Origin of the sequence: Pseudoalteromonas sp. NC201 (genome assembly GCF_002850255.1) — a bacterium.
GTDB lineage: Bacteria > Pseudomonadota > Gammaproteobacteria > Enterobacterales > Alteromonadaceae > Pseudoalteromonas.
The window spans coordinates 892,316-917,548 of the sequence record NZ_CP022522.1; the positions used below are offsets into that span (position 1 = coordinate 892,316).

Genomic DNA, 25,233 nt, shown 5'->3' on the forward strand with positions numbered 1-25,233 from the left:
CTATGCATTATGGCAGCACAGTGAAGCTCAGCAGCAGCGGTTAGCGCGACAAAATCAATATTGGTTAGAGCAGCTAAGTGATATGCCCATGCTAAGTTCATTGCCACTGAATAAGCCCCGTGGGAAGTTTGCTGCACATAAAAGCCAAACCATGACTATAGAGGTCGAGGGTGAATTATTCGAATTAATGAAAAAAGCAACATCAGCGACTAATACGACAGCATTTATGTACTTACACGCTGTTTTGAGCATCGTACTATGCCGCTATAACAACAGTGATGATTATGCTATTGCAACGCCAGTGGCTAATCGACCGCACAAAGATTTTGACAGCGTGGTTGGTTTATTTGTTAACACCTTGGTGCTGCGTACTCATTATCAATCTGAGTGCTGCTTTAGTGATTACCTACAACAAGTAAAAAGTACTGATGTTGCCGCCTTAGACAATCAAGAGACGCCCTTTGAGTGGCTAGTTGAGCAGCTTACGACACAGCGCACTACGAGCTATAACCCCTTGGTGCAGGTTCTGTTTACGTATCAAAAGGCGCTAGTCTCAGATGAAAGCACCTTTACCGAACACCTTAAGCCCATCGAGTTTAGTGATCAGCAAAGTAAGTTTGAATTTTCATTGCGTGTTATAGAGCACGAGCGAAAGCTGTTATTGCAGTTTGATTATGATACGAGTCTATTTGAAGCGGTAGCGATACAAAACGTTGTGAATAGCGTAAAGCACGTACTGGCTCAAACGCTGACCAACCCTGAAGTCGCACTTGGGCAATTACAGTTAACTACGAAACAAAGTGAGCGTTCGCAGCAGTGTGGTGTTGTTAACCTTAAAGGTCGCGATACATCCTTATTAGCATTATTTTATCAGCAAGTAGCTGCTCACCCTAAGGCTATCGCTACGCGCTATAATGAGCAGGAGTTCAGTTATGAAGTGTTGGCCCAAAAAGTAGAACAGCTGGCCAACTACTTGCGTCAACAACAAGTCGGGGAAAGTAGCCGAATTGGCTTATACCTTGATCGTGGTCCTGAAATATTGGTCGCAATTCTCGCTGCTTTGAAAATTAATGCTTGTTTTGTTCCGATTGATTTGTCAAACCGAGGGGAGCGTCTCAATAGCATAGTTAACGATGCAAAGCTTGATATGGCACTCATTTCACAAGCCTATTGGGCGCGCTGGCAAAGTCAACCATGCCAGGTGACGGATCTAACACTTAGCGATTGGTTGTTTCACGAGTATAGTAGTCTGCCAAGCAGTTCAGTTTACCAAGCTCAAACCCCCGCTTATGTTATTTATACATCAGGTTCAACAGGTAAACCTAAAGGGGTTGAGGTTTCGCATCGGGCATTGCTTGATTACTGCCAGTTTGCTTTGCAGAATTATTATGACGTTGAGTTAGTAGGCTCGTTCTTGGTGACGTCTTACGGCTTTGATATTAGTTTGCCTGCATTACTTCTACCATTATTGTGCGGTGGTACGGTCGACCTAAGTGGTCACCATGATGAGGTTTTAACCGAGCTTGCCAAGCGACTTGCGCGACCAAGTACTCAGCCTTTGTTGTTGCGATTAACACCTATGCATGCCAGAGCGTTAATGTTCATTATGGGTGATGAGGTATGTCAAAGTCAGCATGTCTTTGTGATTGGCGGTGAGTTGTTTCCGGTATCGCTTTTCGCCCAATTAACTCATACCTTTCCAAATGCCACCATATACAATCATTATGGACCAAGCGAAGCCGTTGTGGGTTGTTGTATCGCGCGGCTAAATGATTTTGAGCTAGGACAGGCTGATTCGCTCCCTATTGGCTACGCTATGGAAAATACCCAGCTATATGTATTAGACAAAGCAATGCAGATAGTACCAACTGGTGTTGTAGGTGAATTGCACATTGGAGGGCGCTGTCTCGCGAATGGCTATCTTAACCAACCGGAGTTGACTACTCAGCGTTTTGTTCACAACCCATTTCAGCCTGGAGAGCGATTATACCGTACCGGTGATCTTGTTCGGCAACAGTATGACGGCAGCTTATACTATGTGGGTCGCATTGATGATCAAGTGAAACTACATGGTTTTCGTATCGAATTGGGAGAAGTAAACCAGCAGTTGCTTATGCTACCTCAGGTTAAGGCAGGTGTTACCGTAATGGCAGGAGAGGAAGAGCATAGGCGCTTAGTCTCATATGTTGTGCTTAACCAGTCCAATATAGACCCAGATATCACTTTGTCACAGATATTGCTGACGCTACAACAAAACCTTCCTAGTTACCTTTGCCCTGCGCAATTGATTGACTTGCCTGAGCTACCATTGAGTGCAAACGGTAAAATTAATGTCAAAGCGCTACCCGAGGCACCCATGCTGGACTCAAAAGAGTTTGTTGCGGCCAATACCGATCTTGAATTGCAATTGGTAGCTATCTGGCAACAGGTACTTCGACTTGAGCAACCACCGAGTATAGATTGTAACTTTTTCGCAGCTGGAGGTAACTCTCTGCTTGTCATGTCATTAAGCGCTGCTCTACAGAAGCAGTTTGCGTGCGTAACACAAATGAACCAATTATTTCAATATCAGACTATCCGCCAACAAGCAGAGTTGATTGAGCAACTATTCGCATTACAAGCAGTCGATGCAGAGAATGACGAATTTGAAGATGAGGGAGTATTATAATGGTGCTAGAAATTCTAAAGAAAGCGCGCCTACAAGGTGTCACATTATTTCTCGACGAGCAGGGACAGCTGCGTTTTAAAAAGAAGTCAGGCAAGTTAAGTGCTGAGTTAAAAGCTGAATTAACAGCAAACAAACAAGAATTAATAGCGCTACTCCGTGCCCAGCAAGAGAAATTGGTTGCTATTACCAGTATAGATCGCAGTGGTGCAATCCCAGCGTCATTTTCACAACAACGGCTGTGGTTAATCGATAAGCTAGAAGGCAGTCAACATTATAATGTTGCAGCAGCACTGGCCTGTGATGGGGTACTGGATATTGCAGCCATAGAAGCCAGTCTAACCCAAATAGTTGCCCGCCACGAGGCGTTAAGAACCTGTTTCGAAGCCCACGATGGAGTGTGTATGCAGCGGGTAATGCCAGCCCGAGCGGTGACGGTAGAAGTGGTGAATTTGGTTGATTGTGGTGAAGATGAAGTGCAGCGGCAAGTGGATGATGCGGCACGAGAAGTTTTTGACCTAAGCCAAGATTTAATGTTGCGTACAAAAATCATCAAACAGTCTCAAACACGGCATATTTTGTTGTTCACGTTGCATCACATCGCATCGGATGGTTGGTCAATGCAGCTATTAATAAAAGAGTTTAATGCATTTTACCAAGCTGCGATAACAGGCGGGGAAGCGGATGTGCCTGAATTACCGGTCCAATATGGAGATTACGCGTACTGGCAACAGCAACAGTTAACGGAGCAAAACAAAGCACAGTTGTTAAGGTATTGGCAGGCTAGGTTGTCGGGCATGCCGAGCTTACACGGATTGCCATTAGATAAGCCGCGACCAGCCAAGCAAGAATTTACCTCTGGATATGTGCGTAGTCGGATAGGCAAAGAGACATTGGCAGGGTTACAAGCGCTAACGCAAAGCGCAGGTGTCACGTTATTTATGGTACTGCAAGGTGCTTTTGCGGTGTTATTGAGCCGCTTAAGCGGTGAGTCGGACATCGTCTTAGGCGTACCGACAGCGGGGCGTAGTGAGAGTGAATTGTCGCCATTAATAGGGTTTTTTATCAATACCTTGGTGAGTCGAACACAGGTTGATTTAGCGCAGCCATTTACGGCGTTATTGGCGCAGATAAAGGCAGATACGCTGGCAGATTATCAGCATCAAGGGCTCCCTTTTGAGCTGTTGGTAGAGGCATTAAACCCAGATAGAAGCTTAGCATATAACCCCTTGTGTCAGGTTAAGTTGGTGCTACAGAACCATCGCAGCAGTGACGATGAAGGGTTGAGTTTGGGAGAGGCGAGGCTGAAACCACTCCAACAAAGTCAAGAGCAGGTACGGTTTGATTTGGATTTGACTTGCTCGGAGGGAGAAGGCGAGTTGCTATGCCATTGGCGGTATCAACAGAGCTTGTTTACAGAAGCGACGATAGCGGCGTATGCCCGTAGCTTTGAGTATCTATTGGAGAGTATCGCGAAGGGAGCCCAAGGTAGCTGCAAAAGTTTAGCCTTGTATGACGATGAAATGCGTCAAAGCTTGATAGAAGAGAGCGTAGGTGCGGCCTGTGATTATCGGCGGGGAGAAAGTGTAGTAGAGCAGTTTGCGAGACAAGCCCAGCAGACGCCGGAGAGAATAGCGGTACGGGATGAATCACACGCACTGAGCTATGGAGAGTTGTACAGTCGTGTGAATCAGTTGGCACATTACCTTCAAGAGCAGGATATAGGGGTGGGAGAGCGAGTTGCGTTGGTGATGACGCGAGATGTCACGCTCTTGGTGGCGATGCTAGGGGTGATGGCGACGGGTGCGAGCTATATCCCATTGAGCCCGGATAATCAGACGGCACGTTTAGCAGATATATTTAACGATGCGGATGTGACTCAGGTTTTGGTATCGACATGTTTATTAGAAATTTTACCGGTTTCAGGGGTAGATGTGTTAATGCTGGATGAGGATGAGTGGGGCTTATCGGGTTATGACAGCCATCCGGTGGGAGTGACACATACCTTAGCGGATAGCGCCTATGTGATTTATACGTCAGGGTCGACGGGTAAGCCAAAGGGGGTGGAGGTAAGTCACAGAGGATTAATAGATTACTGTGGCTATGGTCTAAAAGCGTACTATCAAGAGCAGTTGACAGGAAGCTATGTGTTGACGTCGCATGCATTTGATATAGGCGTTCCGAGTTTATATTTGCCTCTTTTGGTGGGAGGGTGCGTGAACTTAGCGCCTTGGGGAGAGGAGTTGGAGGGATTAGTCGAGCGGTTACGAGGGAGCTCAGAGGCGAGTTTATATCGTTTGACGCCGATGCATTGTGAGGCATTACTTGAATTGCTGAATGGGGATAAGGTCAGCGGAGCGCATGTTCTGGTGATAGGAGGGGAGACGCTAACGGAGGGGCTGGCTGCGCGGTTGCAAGATACCTTTAGTGAAAGTCAACTTTACAACCACTATGGTCCGACGGAAACGGTGGTAGGTTGTAGCTTATATGATGCAAGCGCGCATTTAAGGGCAGGGGATTCAACGCGAGAAGAGATACCGATAGGGTATGCGATGGCGAACACAGGGCTGTATGTCGTTGATGCAGGGGGTGAGCTGCAAGCGAAAGGAGGCGTAGGAGAGCTTTATGTTGGAGGGCCTTGCGTAGCGAAAGGATATGTTGGAGATCCGGACAGGACGGCGGCGTCATTTGTGTATGTTCCTTGGTTGGCGGATACGAGGTTGTATAGAACAGGAGACAGGGTACGGCGCTTGGAGTCGGGAGCGTTGGTATTTTTGGGAAGGAAGGATGAGCAAGTCAAGCTGCGGGGATATCGTATAGAGCTTGGAGAGATAAGGAGTGTTTTGGCACAGCAAGCAGCGGTGAAACAGGCGGCGGTGTTGGTGCAAGGAGAGGGTGCGGATGCGACGTTGGTGGGTTATGTTGTTGCAGAGGGAGAGGTAGTAGATGAAGGTATTTTTATAGCGGAGTTAGAGCGTGCGTTATCGGCGCGTTTAGCCAGTTATATGTGTCCGAGTCGTTGGTGTTTGCTAGATGCTTTGCCGTTGACGGCGAATGGTAAGCTGGATAGGGGTGCGCTACCGAGCGAGATTGGGGAGATAGGGCAGGAATATGAAGCGGCGGAGAATAGTGTAGAGCGAGCGCTGGTAGAGATATGGGCAGAGGTACTGCGACAACCACTAGAGGAGTTAAGTGTAACGGGTGATTTCTTTAGGTTAGGGGGAAATTCTCTGTTAGCGGTGAAGCTTAGTGCGTTAATTAAGCGGCATTTCGACATTGAAGTAACTTTGGGTGATTTATTCTCACATCCCAATATTCGTCAGTTTGGTATGTGGTTGCAAAGCCACCAGGAAATTCAAGCAAAGCACACATATGAGAAGATTAAGGCACAAGATAATTTAGACAGTGCTCCACTGACTTTTGCACAACAGCGTTTGTGGTTTATCGATGCTTTGCAAGGTGGCACATATGCCTACAATATCACTCGGGCTTTAACGTTAAGTGGTGCAGTTGATATTTCAGCATTGCAACGTGTTTTCGTTGCTTTGATTGAGCGCCATGCAATTTTCAGAACTACATATCAAGCACATGTCAATGAGCAAGCGCTGCAAATCATTCACGCGGCACACACAGTCAATTTTAACATCGAACAGGTAGATTTGACGCATTTAGAGAGTGAAGAACAAGAGACGGAAATCACTCAGAGGCTTGAAGAGCAGCAGAAGTACACATTTAACCTTGCAGATGATGTAATGCTTAAAGTGAGTCTACTGCTATGCCAAGTCGATAAGAGCATTTTAATAATTAATATGCCGCATATCGCCACTGACGGTTGGTCGATGGATATTTTGACCCGCGAATGTTGGGCGCTCTATGAAGCTTTTACTCAAGGCCAACAAAACCCACTTACAGCTTTACCCCTACAATATGCGGACTACGCTCTTTGGCAAAGTAAACAGCTAACGCCTGATACTCTAGATACGCATTGGCAGTATTGGCAGCAACAGTTAGCTGCAATGCCACAAGTCCATAGCTTACCGTTAGACTTTAAACGTCCAGCGGATAAGAACTACGTGGGAGAGCAAGTGTCAAGTCGACTCAGCAGTGAAGTAGCGAGTAAGCTTTGTCGCTTGGCAAAGCATTATGCCTTGACGCCGTTTATGCTGTCTCATGCCTTGTGTGCCTTAGTTTTATCGCGTCACAGTGGTAGTCATGACATCGTGATGGGTATGCCGATTGCCAACCGACTACAAGGCGAGTTGAATGGGGTTGTTGGTCTGTTCGTGAATACTTTAGTATTAAGAGTAAATACCAATTACAACGATCTGAGCGATTATTTTAAGCATGTGAAGAAAGTGCACCTTGAAGCCCAGCAGCATCAGGATATGCCGTTTGAAAAGTTAGTTGATAAACTAGCAAGTGAACGTTCTGCTTCACATACTCCGTTATTTCAAATTTTACTAGCAACACAAAACGACTTTTCATCGAAGCCTGTACCGCAAAATCAAGCTCTCATTGTTGAGCGACGGGAGCAAAAAGTTAAAGTAGCTAAGTTCGATTTAGATATTAATATTTGTATCAATAAAGATGAAGTGACAATCAACTGGACCTATGACACTGCAATATTTTCTCACCAGCATATCACTACTCTAGACCGACATCTGTGTAACTTACTGAGTACGTTAGCCGCTCATCATGAAGATCAAGATATTGCCATTAAGCAATTAAATATACTAGATGCTCAAGAGTTTACTCGATTACTCACTAGGGCGGCAGGTAATACAAATTACCCCGCTGCAAATTGCGGTTTACATGAATTGTTCGAACGACAGGTTGAACGACAGCCAGAAGCGTTAGCTATTACGTCAGCAGGAAGAAGTTTAAGTTATGCACAATTAAATGCGCGAGCAAATGCAATGGCTTGGTATTTAATCGAACAATATCAGCTTACGCCAGAACAAACAGTCGCTATTTGTTTACCACGTTCTGAACTACTGCTTGTGAGTGTTCTTGCGGTATTAAAAGCAGGAGGTGCTTACCTGACTATTGATCCAAGTTACCCCGATGGCAGGGTGTCTTACATCCTTAATGATTCTGAAGCATCATTATTACTCACCAGTAGTGAACTTGAAAAAAGACTTGTGGAACTCAGAGGTACTTTTAGCTGTGTTATGGCTGACACCTCGCTGACAAACTATAGCCAAGACAATCCACCGAGCCCTATTTTAAATAGTGATGTGGCAAGTGCATATATAGTGTATACGTCTGGTACCAGTGGCAAACCTAAAGGGGTTAAAATAGCACATAAAGGAGCTGTCAACTTTGCGGCATACTTAGGGAGACAATTCCAAGTAGATAACAGTAGTAAAGTGTTGCAACTAGCTTCTACTAGCTTTGATGCCTTTACCCTAGAATGGATGTGGGGGTTGACGAACGGAGGATCGCTATGTATCTGTAGCGAAGCTGATAAATATCATCCTCAGCAAATGGCAGATTACTTGGTTGATCAAGGTATCACTCATGCACTCATAACCCCAGCATACTTACAGCATCTACCTTGTCATCAAAACTACCATTTTCGCGCTTTATTGGTGGGTGGTGAAGCCTGTAGTACCGCACTGGCGCAGCAGTGGTCAAAGCACTATCCAATGTATAACGCTTACGGTCCCTCAGAGGCCACTATTTGTGCCACTGTAGCTAAGCTCCATCCCGATACGTCTGTAACAATAGGCACTGCTATTGATAATGTTACAACTTATATTCTTGATGATCAGCAGCAACTGCTGCCTGAGGGGGCGGTTGGAGAGTTATATATTGGTGGTGTAGGTGTGGCACAAGGTTATATCAAGCGTCCAGAGCTAGATGCTGAACGTTTTGTAAGTAACCCATTTGTAACGAATGAGCATGAGAAATTATACCGTACAGGCGATCTTGTACGACAATCTGATACTGGCCAATTAGTTTACTTAGGCCGGATCGATGAACAGGTAAAAATTCGTGGCTATCGTATTGAGTTGGCTGAAATTGAGCAATTGTTGAATGAATCTTTCGGTGTTAAGCAAGCCGCAGTATTGTGTTGGGGGGAAGGAAGTCAAAAATACCTGATTGCTTACGTGATGCTATCTGGTGAGATGTCTGAGGATAGCGCTACTCGTATTTTGAGCGAAGCGCTCGCCGAACAATTACCAGAATATATGGTGCCGAGCCAGTTTGTGGTGTTGGAGCAATTTCCACTTACAGTCAATGGTAAGGTTGATAAACGCGCTTTGCCACAACCGGAGTTGACGACAGCACATTACCGAGGACCACAAAATAAAACAGAAGCGCAATTGCAGCAATTATGGTCGAGTTTATTAAAGATACCGCAAGCGTCACTGAGCTGTGAGGCAAACTTCTTTGCCCTAGGTGGCGACTCAATATTATCAATTCAGCTAGTCTCACGGGCAGCGGAGCAAGGCCTGTATTTTAGTGTTAAAGACCTGTTTCGTCATCAACACATCGTGGCATTAGCACGGTGTGTAAAGCAGAGCAAAGGATACACGATAGCACAAGAGGCGGTGATAGGAGAGATGCCATTGCTGCCTATTCAGCAGGCATTTTTCAAAAACGAAACGGCGTTAGCCCACTTTAACCAGTCGGTTCTATTAAGTACCCCAGAGGATTTTGACACCCAATGCCTGATACCGATGTTGCAAGCTTTGGTCACGAGACATGACGCACTGAGGCTCAGTTTTGATAAATCACAGGGGCAGTGGCGAGGTTGGTATCAAGCCTTGGAAGCATTGGCGCTATCAAACTGCATAGAGCAGCATGAGTGGGATGGAGAGGCAGAGAGTTTAACGGCTATTGCAGAGCGAGCGCAGCGCAGCTTATCACCGATAGATGGTGAGTTATTACGATTGGTCTATTTGGCGAACAAAGCGGGTACAGGACGCTTGCTGTTGGTGATACATCACTTAGTTGTGGATGGGGTTTCTTGGCGTATTTTGCTGTCAGACATAGCACAGCTCTATCAACAATACCAAGCGGGAGAAGCATTGCAGCTTGGTGATAAGACACATAGTTATCAACAGTGGGGAAGACACTTACAGTGCTATAGCGAGAGTGAAGGGCTTCAGCAGCAACGTTCATATTGGCGAGAACTAGAGGCAGATAATAGTTGGCAACAGCATTATGGTCATGAGCAAGTACAAGCAGGTGTACGGCGACAATTACAAATCCAATTGAGTGAGGGTGAGACACAGGCTTTGCTCACGATGGTGCCACAGAGTTATCGAACTCAGGTGAATGAAGTACTCTTGGCGGCTTTGTGGTTAGCTCATCAACGTTGTAGTGGTGCTCAAACGCTATCGGTGACACTAGAAGGGCATGGGCGTGAGGGAGTTGCGGGGGTAATAGATTTAAGTCAAACCGTAGGCTGGTTTACCAGTATGTATCCATTGCAGCTAAGCGTGCAAGCGGCGGAGGATGTCGGTGGTATTTTGATGGCGGTAAAAGAGCAATACCGTCAGGTTCCGGATACGGGGATAGGCTATGGCGTATTAAAGTACCTGTGCGGTGATAGCGAGCTTGCGGATAAGACGATGCCGGCTTTGCAGTTTAATTACCTAGGGCAGTTTGACCAAACGGTAAAACAGACGGGCGCCTTTAACATAGCAGAGGAAAATAGAGGGCAACATATAAGTGCAGCTCGGATAGCACAAGAAGAGTTGGTGTTAAATGGGAAGGTGGTATTTGGCAGTTTAGGTTTTACGCTGAATTATGACACAGGGTGTTATTGCGAGGGAGCGTTATCGACGTTGATGAAGGCTTATGAGCAGGCCTTAAGAGACGTTATTACGCATTGTAAGGCGGTGGGCGTTGGGCCTTATACACCGAGTGATTTTCCATTGGCGAGGGTAACTACGGAAGAGTTAGAGCGATGGGATATTGGGTCGGATATTGCAGATTTATATCCAGCGACGGGGATGCAACAGGGGTTGTTATTCCATGGTTTGTTGGAAGCAGGGAGTTATGTCACGCAGACTCGGATAAGCTTCAAGGATTTGGATGCAAGCGCATTTAAAGCTGCATGGTTAGCGGTAATAGAGCGGCACAATATTTTTAGAACGGCATTTGTAGGAATAGAGCAAGGGAATGCGCATCAAAGGGTGAGCGCACATGCGGTACTGCCTTGGAAGGAAGAAGATTTAAGGGAGATGTCACAGGCGCAGCAGCAACATTATTTAGACGATTATCAGCGTATGGATAAGCGCAAAGCCTTTGCGATAGATGCAGCACCACTGATGCGCTTTAGCTTATTTAATGTAGGAGATGAACATACGTTGCTCTGGAGTTACCACCATGCGCTACTGGATGGGTGGTGTATTCCGTTGGTATTTAAGGAGATAAAGCAATGTTATGAAGCGCTGTGTGCGGGTATACCGTTAGCAAGTGGAGCGCCAGAATACAGCTATAGAGATTATGCTCAGTGGCTGAGTGAGCAAGACAAGGAGGAGACGGTAGCGTTTTGGCGAGACACGTTAGCACCGCTGAGTAGCCATACTCAGTTGCCAGCGGAGCAAGGAGAGGTGGGAGTAGGAGAGGGCGAGTATCGCATTGAGTTTAGTGTATCAGAGACGGCGGCGTTACAACTGTTGGCGGCGGAAGCGAGAACGACGTTAAATATAGTCGTACAAACGGCATGGGGTGTGTTGTTGCAGCGCTATGGCAACCAAGGTGCGGTGGTGTTTGGTTCGGTGACGTCAGGGCGGCCGGCAAGTCTTGCGGGTGTCGAGTCGATATTAGGTTTGTTTATCAATACAGTACCGGTGGTCGTAGAGAGCGGTGCAGAAGATACGGTGCTTGGGCTATTGCAGGCGCAGCACGAACAGCAAGTGGCGCGAGAAGGGCATAGCTACTATCCGTTGTATGAAATACAAAAACAGTCGCCGTTGGGAGAGCCTCTGTTTAATAGCGTATTTGTATTTGAGAACTATCCGGTTGATGCGCAGTTAAGTGAAGCGGATGAGCAGTCGGGGCTAGAGGTTACGACAGCGGAGACAACGGAAGGGACGAACTACGACTTAACGGTAGTGGCGCATGTATCGGAAGGGTTGAGTATTCGCTTAGAAGGCGGGGCGGGGCACTATAACTCGGCGAGTTTGGCACGTTTAGGCGGACATTATAAGCGTTTGCTATTGGGGTTGACGAAGGCCTTGAAGGTTGCGGAGGTTGAGCTTTTAAGTGAGCGAGAGCGGTCTTATTTGCTCACGGAGTTGAATAGTACAGCTCAGGATGTTGAGGTGCCGAGCTGTTTATTGCATGAGTTGTTTGAGCGTCAAGCAAAGAGCCACCCAGATGCGGTGGCGGTAGAAACCGCCAATGAAAGTATCAGCTATGGTCAGCTCAACCAACGTGCGGAAGCTGTCAGCCAGCATTTGTGCGCAAATTCAATATACCAAGTTGGGGATACCGTAGGCGTATATGTTGGGCGTTCGACAGATATGATGGTGGCAATACTGGCCATTTTAAAAGCGGGAGGTACGTACTTACCTTTAGAGCCCAGCTACCCAATTTCTCGAACTGAGTATATGTTGCAAGATTCGGAGGCGACTTGTGTACTTACCGACTCACCCCTTGAGTCTGATCTTAAGCATTTAGCCTTGGAACGTATTTGTGTTGCAAATGCTGTACAGACAGTCGTGGGAGAGGGTTGTAGTCAAAGTAGAGGAAAGTTAAGCGATACAGCTTATATTATCTATACCTCAGGTACGACAGGCAATCCAAAAGGAGTGGCTATTGCGCATCAAAGTGTGACTGAACTTGCGGTAGCCTTGAAAAAACGCTTACCTACAGGTCGAAATGCTCGTGTATTGCAGTTTTCAACCCCCTGTTTTGACGCTTCTGTTTTGGAGTGGGTGTGGGCATTGACGCAGGGCGCAAGTCTTCACATTTGTGGCGAGCAGGAAAGAGCAAACCCAGATCTTATGGCACGCTATCTCGTGCAGCAGAAAATTACGCACACATTACTAACTCCATCTTATCTTGCTCATCTACCATTTCGAGAGGATTATCACTTTGCAGCCTTGGCTGTAGGTGGAGAGGCTTGTGATGAGGAGCTAGGCTGGCGTTGGGCATGTCATTATCCAGTTTTTAATCTCTACGGCCCAACCGAAATCACCGTGTGCGCCAGTATTGCTGAAATTTATGAGAACGAACAGATCACTATTGGGCGGGCAATGCCAAATACTGAGCTATATATCTTGGATCAATCACAGCAGCTTTGCCCTTTTGGTGTTGCAGGAGAGTTGTACATTGGTGGTAATGGTGTAGCCAAAGGTTACATCAATAGAGCAGAGCTTACTGCTGAAAGGTTTGTAACATTGCCTAACTTAGCCCCTTGTAAACGTCTTTACCGGACTGGAGATTTAGTGCGTTACCTTGAAAGTGGTGAGCTTGAATATTTAGGCCGAGCTGACGAACAAATAAAAATTCGAGGATATCGCATTGAGCCTAGAGAGGTTGAACGTCAATTAGCGCTATTAGAGCAAGTTAACAAAGCGGTGATCAAGATAGATAAAGATGGTCAAGGTCACAATCGAATGCTTGCTTATATAGAGCCGATAACAACGGTGGGCCCTGATTTTGTTAGCCACATTAAGTCGCAATTACGCACTAACTTACCTGCTTTTATGGTGCCAGCAGCCATCATTACAGTTGAGCAATGGCCGTTACTTCCAAGCGGTAAAGTTAATAAGGCAGCTCTGAGCTATGAAATTGATAACGTGGAATCTGCGGTTAAAGCTCCCCGTGATGAGATTGAGCAAGCGCTAGCTGGTATTTGGCAACGTCTTTTGAGTATTCCCTACGAACAAATTAGTGTTGATGCTCACTTTATGGAGCTTGGAGGGCATTCATTACTTCTGATCCAATTACTGGCTGAAATCAACGATTATTGGTCACTAGAATTAAGCTTAGCAGAGCTGATCGCTCATCCAGAGATCGCTACATTAGCTGAGAAAGTACGGCAACTTCTGACGATACGAGACCTTAACAGACAAGCCAGTTTAGCCACTGTGATAGAGGAAGGGACGTTGTAATTCGTCCCTCTTTCCCTAATGCAATGGGTTAAAGTTTGCCCAAATAATGATATTGTGTTAAATATTGGTTGTTTTAAATTAACATGCTAGTATCTAAGTGTTATTAAAGTTAATATTTTGTCCGGATTCCCCTTGTTGACAGAGTAGCCGCCAAAATAAGTGTGAAAACAGCTCATGTAGTGGAGGTTGTCTAAATTTTCTGCGCAGTCACACGTGCGTAAGACAGGCCTTATTTGATGCTCAATAATAAGAATGAAAGCCTATTAGGGAAAATAATCTATGAGTATCAGTCAGCTAGTTGCAAGTGCCACGTCTTCAGGTGTGTACCTATATACAGAAGGCGGGCAGCTGAAATATAAATTATCGGTTGCTTCATTTCCTGAAAATCTCAAGCAAGAAATACTGGCAAACAAACAAGAAATTATTCATTTTTTAACAAAGAATGAGATTAATCCTAAGTCAACTATATCTGCGCTGGCATCTCATGACGGTCATTTCCCTCTCTCTTTTGCTCAGCAGCGCCTGTGGTTTATCGATCGCTTTGAAGGGCAGAGTGCACAATACAACATACCTAAGGTGATTAAAGTCGCAGGTGATTTCTCGGTTGATATTGCAGAACGAGCCATTAAGAAATTGATTTGGCGGCATAAAGTATTGCGAACCACTTACGGAGAGGTTGAAGGGGAACCCTTTCAGCAGATAAATCAAGAATTCAAATTTAAGATCAACCGCATTGATCTTTCTGCACTTGAGGCACAGTATCAACAACGTAAATTAGCTGAGTTGATCCGATATGATGCAGAAAAGAGTTTTGACTTGGCAACTGAGCTAATGCTACGGGTGAGTTATATTATAGCTGGCCCAGATAACCAAAATACTCTGTTATTTAATATGCATCACATCGCCTCTGACGGCTGGTCGATGAATATATTTGTACGTGAGTTTGTTGCTGAGTATCAAGCGCTGCAAATGGGACAAGAAACCAGACTTACTCCATTGGCTATCCAATATATTGACTTTGCTGTGTGGCAACGGCAGTGGCTAACAGAAAGTCGCTTAGCGGAGCAGTTACGTTACTGGCGACAGCAGTTATCAGGTGCTCCGTTATTGCATCGTTTACCTTTGGATTATCCTCGCCCAGAGCGCAAAGGTAATGAGGGAGCCAGAGTGTTCAGTCGCTATTCTACTGCGGCTATAGAGGCTTTTGCCATGCGCCATGGAATGACCCCCTTTATGGTTTTTCATGCAGCCCTGAGTATTGTACTTTGCCGTCACAGTAACCAATCAGAGTTTATTGTTGGGACTCCGTTTGCAAATAGACAAAACACAGCACTGGCACCGCTAATTGGCTTTTTTGTCAATACCCTAATTTTAAAGTCATCTATCAAACATGATACTGTCGCTGCATTTTTAACTCATATTCGTGATACCAATTTAGCCGCGCAAAGCTATCAAGACTTACCGTTTGAGCAGATTGTAGAGCATTGCCAAGTTGAGCGTAGCGTGCAGCATACTCCTATTTTCCAAGTGATGCTGAGTATGTTTCAGGGTGAGTCGTCAAGCAAGCCGAGCCTATCCCTTCAGGGAGTGGAGTTCGAGGAAGTCTTATCAGATAACATTACTACCAAGTATGACTTAGACATCAGCATTTCCCTGTCCGAATCTGGCTGCAAACTCACTTGGGTCTATGATACCGAGTTATTTAATGAAGAAACCATAACTCAATTTGATAGGCACTTCGGTAATGTTTTGGACAACCTTCTAACGCAACCTGTGGAGCAGCCCTTAGTAGAGTTGGAACTCTTAAGTGAGCGAGAGCGGTCTTATTTGCTCACGGAGTTGAATAGTACAGCTCAGGATGTTGAGGTGCCGAGCTGTTTATTGCATGAGTTGTTTGAGCGTCAAGCAAAGAGCCAACCGGATGCGGTGGCGGTAGAAACCGCCAGTGAAAGTATCAGCTATGGTCAGCTCAACCAACGTGCAAACCAATTGGCACGACAACTACAGCATCAAGCAGTGCAGCTAGGAGATGCGGTGGGGATATTGCTAACGCGCTCGGTGAATATGGTTGTGGCAGTGTTGGCAGTATTAAAAGCTGGAGGACGCTATGTCCCACTGGACCCTAATTATCCCAAACAGCGACTAGAGTATATTGTTGCAGATACGCAGTTGCAGCATGTTATTTGTAACGAGCATACTCAAGGGCTGTTGGATATCGCAGGTGTCACTCTGTGGCAGCTAGACGCCACTAAACTACAGCAGGACTTAGCACAACAGTGTAGAGACAACTTAGGCCGTCATCCGCAAGCTACGAGCGACCAGCCAAGTTACCTTATTTATACATCAGGCTCGACAGGTAAGCCAAAAGGGGTAGTGATAGCGCACAGGAATGCGTTGGCGATGGTGCAGTGGGCAGGAGAGTTTTATCAGCCGGAAGAGTTAGCGGGGGTGTTGGCAAGCACGTCACTTAACTTCGACTTATCGGTGTTTGAGTTATTCGTTCCACTGAGCTTTGGTGGCAAAGTAATCTTAGTGGAAAACATTCTGACTCTGCTAAACGAAGACATAGCGGGTATTAGTCTAATTAATACAGTGCCGTCGGGAATAGATGCATTGCTGGCGGCGCAGCGGCTTCCTAGCTCGGTTCTGAGTGTCAACTTGGCAGGAGAGCCACTGGCACAGACAGTAGTAGAGAAGTTATTTAGTGGGCGAGAGTTACGGCGAGTTGTGAACTTGTATGGACCGTCAGAGGATACGACGTACTCCACTTACTATGAAATGACAGCGGCACCGGAGCAGGCCCCAAGAATAGGTCGTCCGGTGTCCAATACGCAGGCTTACGTACTGGGAGAACAAGGAGAGCTGTTACCGTTTGGAGTAACGGGTGAGTTGTATTTAGGTGGTGCGGGCGTGGCTTGTGGTTATCTTAATCAGCCACAGCTAACGGCACAGCGTTTTATTCCAGACCGCTTTAGTCACAACACAGATGCACGACTTTATCGTACAGGAGACTTAGTTCGATATGACCAACAAGGAGAGTTGTGTTTTATAGGGCGCGTTGACGAGCAGGTGAAGTTACGAGGTTTTCGTATTGAGCTTGGGGAAATAGAGCATCACCTAAATAGCCATGATGCAGTAATAGAATCGCTAGTGTTAGTGGTAGAAGAGGCAGGAGAGGCGCAGTTACAGGCTTACGTTCGAACAGAAGAAGCGACGGGTTTGGCACAGCAGCTACGTGAGTATCTACGGGCATTACTACCAGAGTACATGCTGCCAAGTCGCTACATTGCGGTATCACAGTGGCCGCTATCCCCGAACGGTAAAATTGACAAAAATGCGCTAAAAGCGAAAGTTAATCAGCCTATAGCTGAACAAATAATGCAGCCTCAGTCAGAGACTGAGGTTAAGTTGTTAAATATTTGGTCTAGCATATTAAATACTCCGGTTACTGAAATAGACCTAAATAGTAGCTTTTTTAGTCAAGGCGGGCATTCCCTACGGGCGGTAAAAATGCAAGCTGCAATACAAGCAGAATTTGCAAAGTCACTGTCCTTACAAACCATTTTTAAGGCCCAAAGCATTAGAAATATAGCTCACTGTCTTGATGAGCAAGCTGACTATATTCTTGGCGCGACGATTCAAGCTAAGGCAGATAAGTCACAATTACACCCGCTGTCTTATGCACAAAAGCGGTTGTGGTTTATAGATAACCTGAATCAAGGTAGTTCTGAATACCATATTACTTCAGCGGTACAACTAAGCGGGAAATTTGATTTAGCGAGCGCGCAGCAATCCTTTACTTTGCTTATTGAGCGTCATGAGACTTTAAGAACCGTCTTTATTAAATCGGCTGATGGCGTTGTGATGCAGAAAGTTAATCATACTAAGCCTTTTCAGATAAAGCACTTATCATTGACTCACTTAACGGGAGATGCGCAAAAGCTGGCTTTAGAACGGTTGATACATGAGCAAAACAGTCAGCCTTTTGATCTGAGTTTAGACCAAATGCTACGTGTTTCGGCGGTAAGTTTAGCGGAAGATGAGCTTGCGATTATTTTTACAGTACATCATATTGCTTCAGACGCTTGGTCAATGGGGGTCTTGGTTAATGAGTTTTGTAGTATCTATCAGGTGCAGGTGACTCAACAGCCACAAGACTTACCTCCTCTCAGTATACAATATAGTGATTATGCACATTGGCAGCAACAGAGTGACACCCAAGCGAGAATAAGTAGTCAGTTGCATTATTGGCAGCAGCAGTTGCAAGGGCTGCCCTCTGTGCACCAAATACCGTTAGATCACGCTAGGCCGAGTGCTAAGTTAAGTAATGGTAAACGCCTACAACGAAAATTACCCTCAGCGTTGGCTGAGAAATTACAAAGGCTTGCTACCGCTGCCAATATAACCCCTTTTATGCTCTACCATGGGGCATTAAGCCTATTAATATCAAAATATAGCTATGAACACGACGTTGTGATTGGCACCCCTGTAGCAAATCGATGTCAAACAGAGCTGGAGCCGTTGATCGGCTTCTTTGTCAACACACTAGTGCTTCGTAGTGATACTCAAGAGCGTACTTTATCTGCATTCTTTCAGCATATTCGCGACGTGAACCTTGCAGCGCAAGAACATCAGGAAGTACCGTTTGAACAAGTGGTAGATGCTTGTTGTAACTCTCGTACAACTCAATATACACCGCTATTTCAGATCATGTTGAACATGAATAATACGGAGTCTTCATCGTTCACGCTTAGTGGTGTAGAAGCAAATCTTATCCCAGTGGCAGCTGATAGATGCAAATATGACTTAGAGTTTGCGGTACAGCTAAGTAGCAGTTGCCCTGTGTTGATGTTGCAATACGATACTAGCTTATTTTTACCCAGTAGTATGGAGTTAATGCTGGCCGATTTCGCCGCATTGCTAACAAGCTTAAGTGAATGTACTTTTGAAACGACGATGCTTAGTGAGCTTACGCTTTCCTCATCAGAACGGGGATATATTGGGCGAGAAGCACCACAAGAATTAAGGTTACAAGAGTCGTTTCAACAGCAGGTCAATAGAAAACCAAAACAGGCAGCACTGCAGTTTTCTAACAGCACGATGACTTATGCGGATTTGGCAGCACAAGTTCAAGATCTCGCTTGCTACTTAGTAACTCATTTCCCACCTCATGCTCGAATTGGTATTTGTCTCGGCCGTTGTGAGTCTTTGTTGGTTTCAGTATTAGCAATATTGCGTGCTGATATGACCTATGTTCCTATGGATCCGAGTCACCCAGAGCAACGTTTGTTAAGAATAGCCGAGCATGCGGAGCTGGCAGCCATTATAACAAAGCCTGAGTGGCAGTCGAAGCTACAAGGCGTCTCAATTGCTACTGTCGTCGATATCAACACCTATGAGAAAACGGCTAAAACTAAGTTAGCTGAGGTGTACAGCAACCCTGTCGCGTATGTTATTTATACATCTGGTTCAACTGGCACACCGAAAGGAATTGAGGTACTACATAAAGGCTTAAGTAACTATCTTGATTATGCAGCAAAGCATTATCTCCGTGCAGGTATATTACGGTCAGTAGTTAGTTCAACACTGAGTTTTGATGCAACGTTAACTTCGTTATTGGCACCACTTATCAGCGCTAAAACAATCACGATACTGCCAGAAGAAGATACTTTAGCTGATCTGTATCAGTGTTTGCGCAGTGGCCCTGCTAGTTTGTTTAAACTTACACCATCCCACCTGAAGGCGCTTTGCGCTATTCACCATGGTGAGAGTATTACAACACCTCATACGATAGTGGTGGGTGGGGAACAGTTTACAGGCCAGCTGTTGGGACAGTGTCAGCGATGGCTCAATGGCGCGACCTTTGTGAACGAATATGGCCCTTCGGAAACCGTCGTTGGCTGTTGTGATTATGTTGTACTTCCTGGCCAGAAAGAGCCCGCTAGTGCAGCGGTTTCAATAGGTCGTGCGATTGCAAATACCCAACTTTATGTGCTTGACCCATATCTTCAGGTGGCACCTAAAGGTGGGGTCGGTGAGCTATGTATTGCCGGCTTTGGAGTTGCTAAAGGATATGTACAGCAGCCCCAACTCACAGCCGAAAAGTTTCTGAATTGGCAAGGGGAGCGGATCTATCGCAGTGGGGATCTTGTCCGTCAACGCAAAGATGGCAACTTAGTTTACGTAGGCCGGATCGATGAACAGGTAAAAATTCGTGGCTATCGTATTGAGTTGGCTGAAATTGAGGCGCTTGCAGTAGCGTTTACTGGCGTTGAACAAGCCGTAGCCCATGTTATCGAAGGAAAAAATAACAGTGCTCAGTTATTACTTTATATAACGTTAAAACCAACTTTGTGTGGCAATGAGCAGACTTCATTGTTGAAGCGTTACCTCGCCGAACAATTACCAGAATATATGGTGCCGAGCCAGTTTGTGGTGTTGGAGCAATTTCCACTTACAGTCAATGGTAAGGTTGATAAACGCGCTTTGCCACAACCGGAATTGACGACAGCACATTACCGAGGACCACAAAATAAAACAGAAGCGCAATTGCAGCAATTATGGTCGAGTTTATTAAAGATACCGCAAGCGTCACTGAGCTGTGAGGCAAACTTCTTTGCCCTAGGTGGCGACTCAATATTATCAATTCAGCTAGTCTCACGGGCAGCGGAGCAAGGCCTGTATTTTAGTGTTAAAGACCTGTTTCGTCATCAACACATCGTGGCATTAGCACGGTGTGTAAAGCAGAGCAAAGGATACACGATAGCACAAGAGGCGGTGATAGGAGAGATGCCATTGCTGCCTATTCAGCAGGCATTTTTCAAAAACGAAACGGCGTTAGCCCACTTTAACCAGTCGGTTCTATTAAGTACCCCAGAGGATTTTGACACCCAATGCCTGATACCGATGTTGCAAGCTTTGGTCACGAGACATGACGCACTGAGGCTCAGTTTTGATAAATCACAGGGGCAGTGGCGAGGTTGGTATCAAGCCTTGGAAGCATTGGCGCTATCAAACTGCATAGAGCAGCATGAGTGGGATGGAGAGGCAGAGAGTTTAACGGCTATTGCAGAGCGAGCGCAGCGCAGCTTATCACCGATAGATGGTGAGTTATTACGATTGGTCTATTTGGCGAACAAAGCGGGTACAGGACGCTTGCTGTTGGTGATACATCACTTAGTTGTGGATGGGGTTTCTTGGCGTATTTTGCTGTCAGACATAGCACAGCTCTATCAACAATACCAAGCGGGAGAAGCATTGCAGCTTGGTGATAAGACACATAGTTATCAACAGTGGGGAAGACACTTACAGCGCTATAGCGAGAGTGAAGGGCTTCAGCAGCAACGCTCATATTGGCGGGAACTAGAGGCAGATAATAGTTGGCAACAGCATTATGGTCATGAGCAAGTACAAGCAGGTGTACGGCGACAATTACAAATCCAATTGAGTGAGGGTGAGACACAGGCTTTGCTCACGATGGTGCCACAGAGTTATCGAACTCAGGTGAATGAAGTACTCTTGGCGGCTTTGTGGTTAGCTCATCAACGTTGTAGTGGTGCTCAAACGCTATCGGTGACACTAGAAGGGCATGGGCGTGAGGGAGTTGCGGGGGTAATAGATTTAAGTCAAACCGTAGGCTGGTTTACCAGTATGTATCCATTGCAGCTAAGCGTGCAAGCGGCGGAGGATGTCGGTGGTATTTTGATGGCGGTAAAAGAGCAATACCGTCAGGTTCCGGATACGGGGATAGGCTATGGCGTATTAAAGTACCTGTGCGGTGATAGCGAGCTTGCGGATAAGATGATGCCGGCTTTGCAGTTTAATTACCTAGGACAGTTTGACCAAACGGTAAAACAGACAGGCGCCTTTAACATAGCAGAGGAAAATAGAGGGCAACATATAAGTGCAGCTCGGATAGCACAAGAAGAGTTGGTGTTAAATGGGAAGGTGGTATTTGGCAGTTTAGGCTTTACGCTGAATTATGACACAGGGTGTTATTGCGAGGGAGCGCTATCGACGTTGATGAAGGCTTATGAGCAGGCCTTAAGAGACGTTATTACGCATTGTAAGGCGGTGGGCGTTGGGCCTTATACACCGAGTGATTTTCCATTGGCGAGGGTGACTACGGAAGAGTTAGAGCGATGGGATATTGGGTCGGATATTGCAGATTTATATCCAGCGACGGGGATGCAACAGGGGTTGTTATTCCATGGTTTGTTGGAAGCAGGGAGTTATGTCACGCAGACTCGGATAAGCTTCAAGGATTTGGATGCAAGCGCATTTAAAGCTGCATGGTTAGCGGTAATAGAGCGGCACAATATTTTTAGAACGGCATTTGTAGGAATAGAGCAAGGGAATGCGCATCAAAGGGTGAGCGCACATGCGGTACTGCCTTGGAAGGAAGAAGATTTAAGGGAGATGTCACAGGCGCAGCAGCAACATTATTTAGACGATTATCAGCGTATGGATAAGCGCAAAGCCTTTGCGATAGATGCAGCACCACTGATGCGCTTTAGCTTATTTAATGTAGGAGATGAACATACGTTGCTCTGGAGTTACCACCATGCGCTACTGGATGGGTGGTGTATTCCGTTGGTATTTAAGGAGATAAAGCAATGTTATGAAGCGCTGTGTGCGGGTATACCGTTAGCAAGTGGAGCGCCAGAATACAGCTATAGAGATTATGCTCAGTGGCTGAGTGAGCAAGACAAGGAGGAGACGGTAGCGTTTTGGCGAGACACGTTAGCACCGCTGAGTAGCCATACTCAGTTGCCAGCGGAGCAAGGAGAGGTGGGAGCAGGAGAGGGCGAGTATCGCATTGAGTTTAGTGTATCAGAGACGGCGGCGTTACAACGGTTGGCGGCGGAAGCGAGAACGACGTTAAATATAGTCGTACAAACGGCATGGGGTGTGTTGTTGCAGCGCTATGGCAACCAAGGTGCGGTGGTGTTTGGTTCGGTGACGTCAGGGCGGCCGGCAAGTCTTGCGGGTGTCGAGTCGATATTAGGTTTGTTTATCAATACAGTACCGGTGGTCGTAGAGAGCGGTGCAGAAGATACGGTGCTTGGGCTATTGCAGGCGCAGCACGAACAGCAAGTGGCGCGAGAAGGGCATAGCTACTATCCGTTGTATGAAATACAAAAACAGTCGCCGTTGGGAGAGCCTCTGTTTAATAGCGTATTTGTATTTGAGAACTATCCGGTTGATGCGCAGTTAAGTGAAGCGGATGAGCAGTCGGGGCTAGAGGTTACGACAGCGGAGACAACGGAAGGGACGAACTACGACTTAACGGTAGTGGCGCATGTATCGGAAGGGTTGAGTATTCGCTTAGAAGGCGGGGCGGGGCACTATAACTCGGCGAGTTTGGCACGTTTAGGCGGACATTATAAGCGTTTGCTATTGGGGTTGACGAAGGCCTTGAAGGTTGCGGAGGTTGAGCTTTTAAGTGAGCGAGAGCGGTCTTATTTGCTCACGGAGTTGAATAGTACAGCTCAGGATGTTGAGGTGCCGAGCTGTTTATTGCATGAGTTGTTTGAGCGTCAAGCAAAGAGCCACCCAGATGCGGTGGCGGTAGAAACCGCCAATGAAAGTATCAGCTATGGTCAGCTCAACCAACGTGCGGAAGCTGTCAGCCAGCATTTGTGCGCAAATTCAATATACCAAGTTGGGGATACCGTAGGCGTATATGTTGGGCGTTCGACAGATATGATGGTGGCAATACTGGCCATTTTAAAAGCGGGAGGTACGTACTTACCTTTAGAGCCCAGCTACCCAATTTCTCGAACTGAGTATATGTTGCAAGATTCGGAGGCGACTTGTGTACTTACCGACTCACCCCTTGAGTCTGATCTTAAGCATTTAGCCTTGGAACGTATTTGTGTTGCAAATGCTGTACAGACAGTCGTGGGAGAGGGTTGTAGTCAAAGTAGAGGAAAGTTAAGCGATACAGCTTATATTATCTATACCTCAGGTACGACAGGCAATCCAAAAGGAGTGGCTATTGCGCATCAAAGTGTGACTGAACTTGCGGTAGCCTTGAAAAAACGCTTACCTACAGGTCGAAATGCTCGTGTATTGCAGTTTTCAACCCCCTGTTTTGACGCTTCTGTTTTGGAGTGGGTGTGGGCATTGACGCAGGGCGCAAGTCTTCACATTTGTGGCGAGCAGGAAAGAGCAAACCCAGATCTTATGGCACGCTATCTCGTGCAGCAGAAAATTACGCACACATTACTAACTCCATCTTATCTTGCTCATCTACCATTTCGAGAGGATTATCACTTTGCAGCCTTGGCTGTAGGTGGAGAGGCTTGTGATGAGGAGCTAGGCTGGCGTTGGGCATGTCATTATCCAGTTTTTAATCTCTACGGCCCAACCGAAATCACCGTGTGCGCCAGTATTGCTGAAATTTATGAGAACGAACAGATCACTATTGGGCGGGCAATGCCAAATACTGAGCTATATATCTTGGATCAATCACAGCAGCTTTGCCCTTTTGGTGTTGCAGGAGAGTTGTACATTGGTGGTAATGGTGTAGCCAAAGGTTACATCAATAGAGCAGAGCTTACTGCTGAAAGGTTTGTAACATTGCCTAACTTAGCCCCTTGTAAACGTCTTTACCGGACTGGAGATTTAGTGCGTTACCTTGAAAGTGGTGAGCTTGAATATTTAGGCCGAGCTGACGAACAAATAAAAATTCGAGGATATCGCATTGAGCCTAGAGAGGTTGAACGTCAATTAGCGCTATTAGAGCAAGTTAACAAAGCGGTGATCAAGATAGATAAAGATGGTCAAGGTCACAATCGAATGCTTGCTTATATAGAGCCGATAACAACGGTGGGCCCTGATTTTGTTAGCCACATTAAGTCGCAATTACGCACTAACTTACCTGCTTTTATGGTGCCAGCAGCCATCATTACAGTTGAGCAATGGCCGTTACTTCCAAGCGGTAAAGTTAATAAGGCAGCTCTGAGCTATGAAATTGATAACGTGGAATCTGCGGTTAAAGCTCCCCGTGATGAGATTGAGCAAGCGCTAGCTGGTATTTGGCAACGTCTTTTGAGTATTCCCTACGAACAAATTAGTGTTGATGCTCACTTTATGGAGCTTGGAGGGCATTCATTACTTCTGATCCAATTACTGGCTGAAATCAACGATTATTGGTCACTAGAATTAAGCTTAGCAGAGCTGATCGCTCATCCAGAGATCGCTACATTAGCTGAGAAAGTACGGCAACTTCTGACGATACGAGACCTTAACAGACAAGCCAGTTTAGCCACTGTGATAGAGGAAGGGACGTTGTAATTCGTCCCTCTTTCCCTAATGCAATGGGTTAAAGTTTGCCCAAATAATGATATTGTGTTAAATATTGGTTGTTTTAAATTAACATGCTAGTATCTAAGTGTTATTAAAGTTAATATTTTGTCCGGATTCCCCTTGTTGACAGAGTAGCCGCCAAAATAAGTGTGAAAACAGCTCATGTAGTGGAGG

3 protein-coding genes (1 of these 3 running past the window's edge) are annotated in these 25,233 nt (G+C 46.0%); all 3 read left to right on the forward strand.

From position 1 onward, the window contains the following. On the forward strand, positions 1-2,668 hold the final stretch of the coding sequence (locus PNC201_RS03710) for a non-ribosomal peptide synthetase (RefSeq protein WP_102056214.1). Its footprint begins 7,613 nt before the window's first position; only the last 2,668 of its 10,281 coding nucleotides appear in the window; its start codon lies beyond the left edge, outside the window; the stop codon is at positions 2,666-2,668. Then, a complete protein-coding gene (locus PNC201_RS03715; protein ID WP_102056215.1) occupies positions 2,668-13,746 on the forward strand; it encodes a non-ribosomal peptide synthetase in 11,079 nt (3,692 codons plus the stop codon). The genes PNC201_RS03710 and PNC201_RS03715 overlap by 1 nt, the downstream gene beginning before the upstream one ends. A 279-nt stretch (positions 13,747-14,025) precedes the next feature. Further along, a complete protein-coding gene (locus PNC201_RS03720) occupies positions 14,026-25,047 on the forward strand; it encodes a non-ribosomal peptide synthetase (RefSeq protein ID WP_102056216.1) in 11,022 nt (3,673 codons plus the stop codon). Positions 25,048-25,233: the final 186 nt, after the last annotated feature.

What these genes read in the sequence shown, in the direction of transcription:
- PNC201_RS03715 (WP_102056215.1), top strand. Translation starts at nt 2,668, where the DNA reads ATGGTGCTAGAAATTCTAAAGAAAGCGCGCCTACAAGGTGTCACATTA.
- PNC201_RS03720 (WP_102056216.1), top strand. Translation starts at nt 14,026, where the DNA reads ATGAGTATCAGTCAGCTAGTTGCAAGTGCCACGTCTTCAGGTGTGTAC.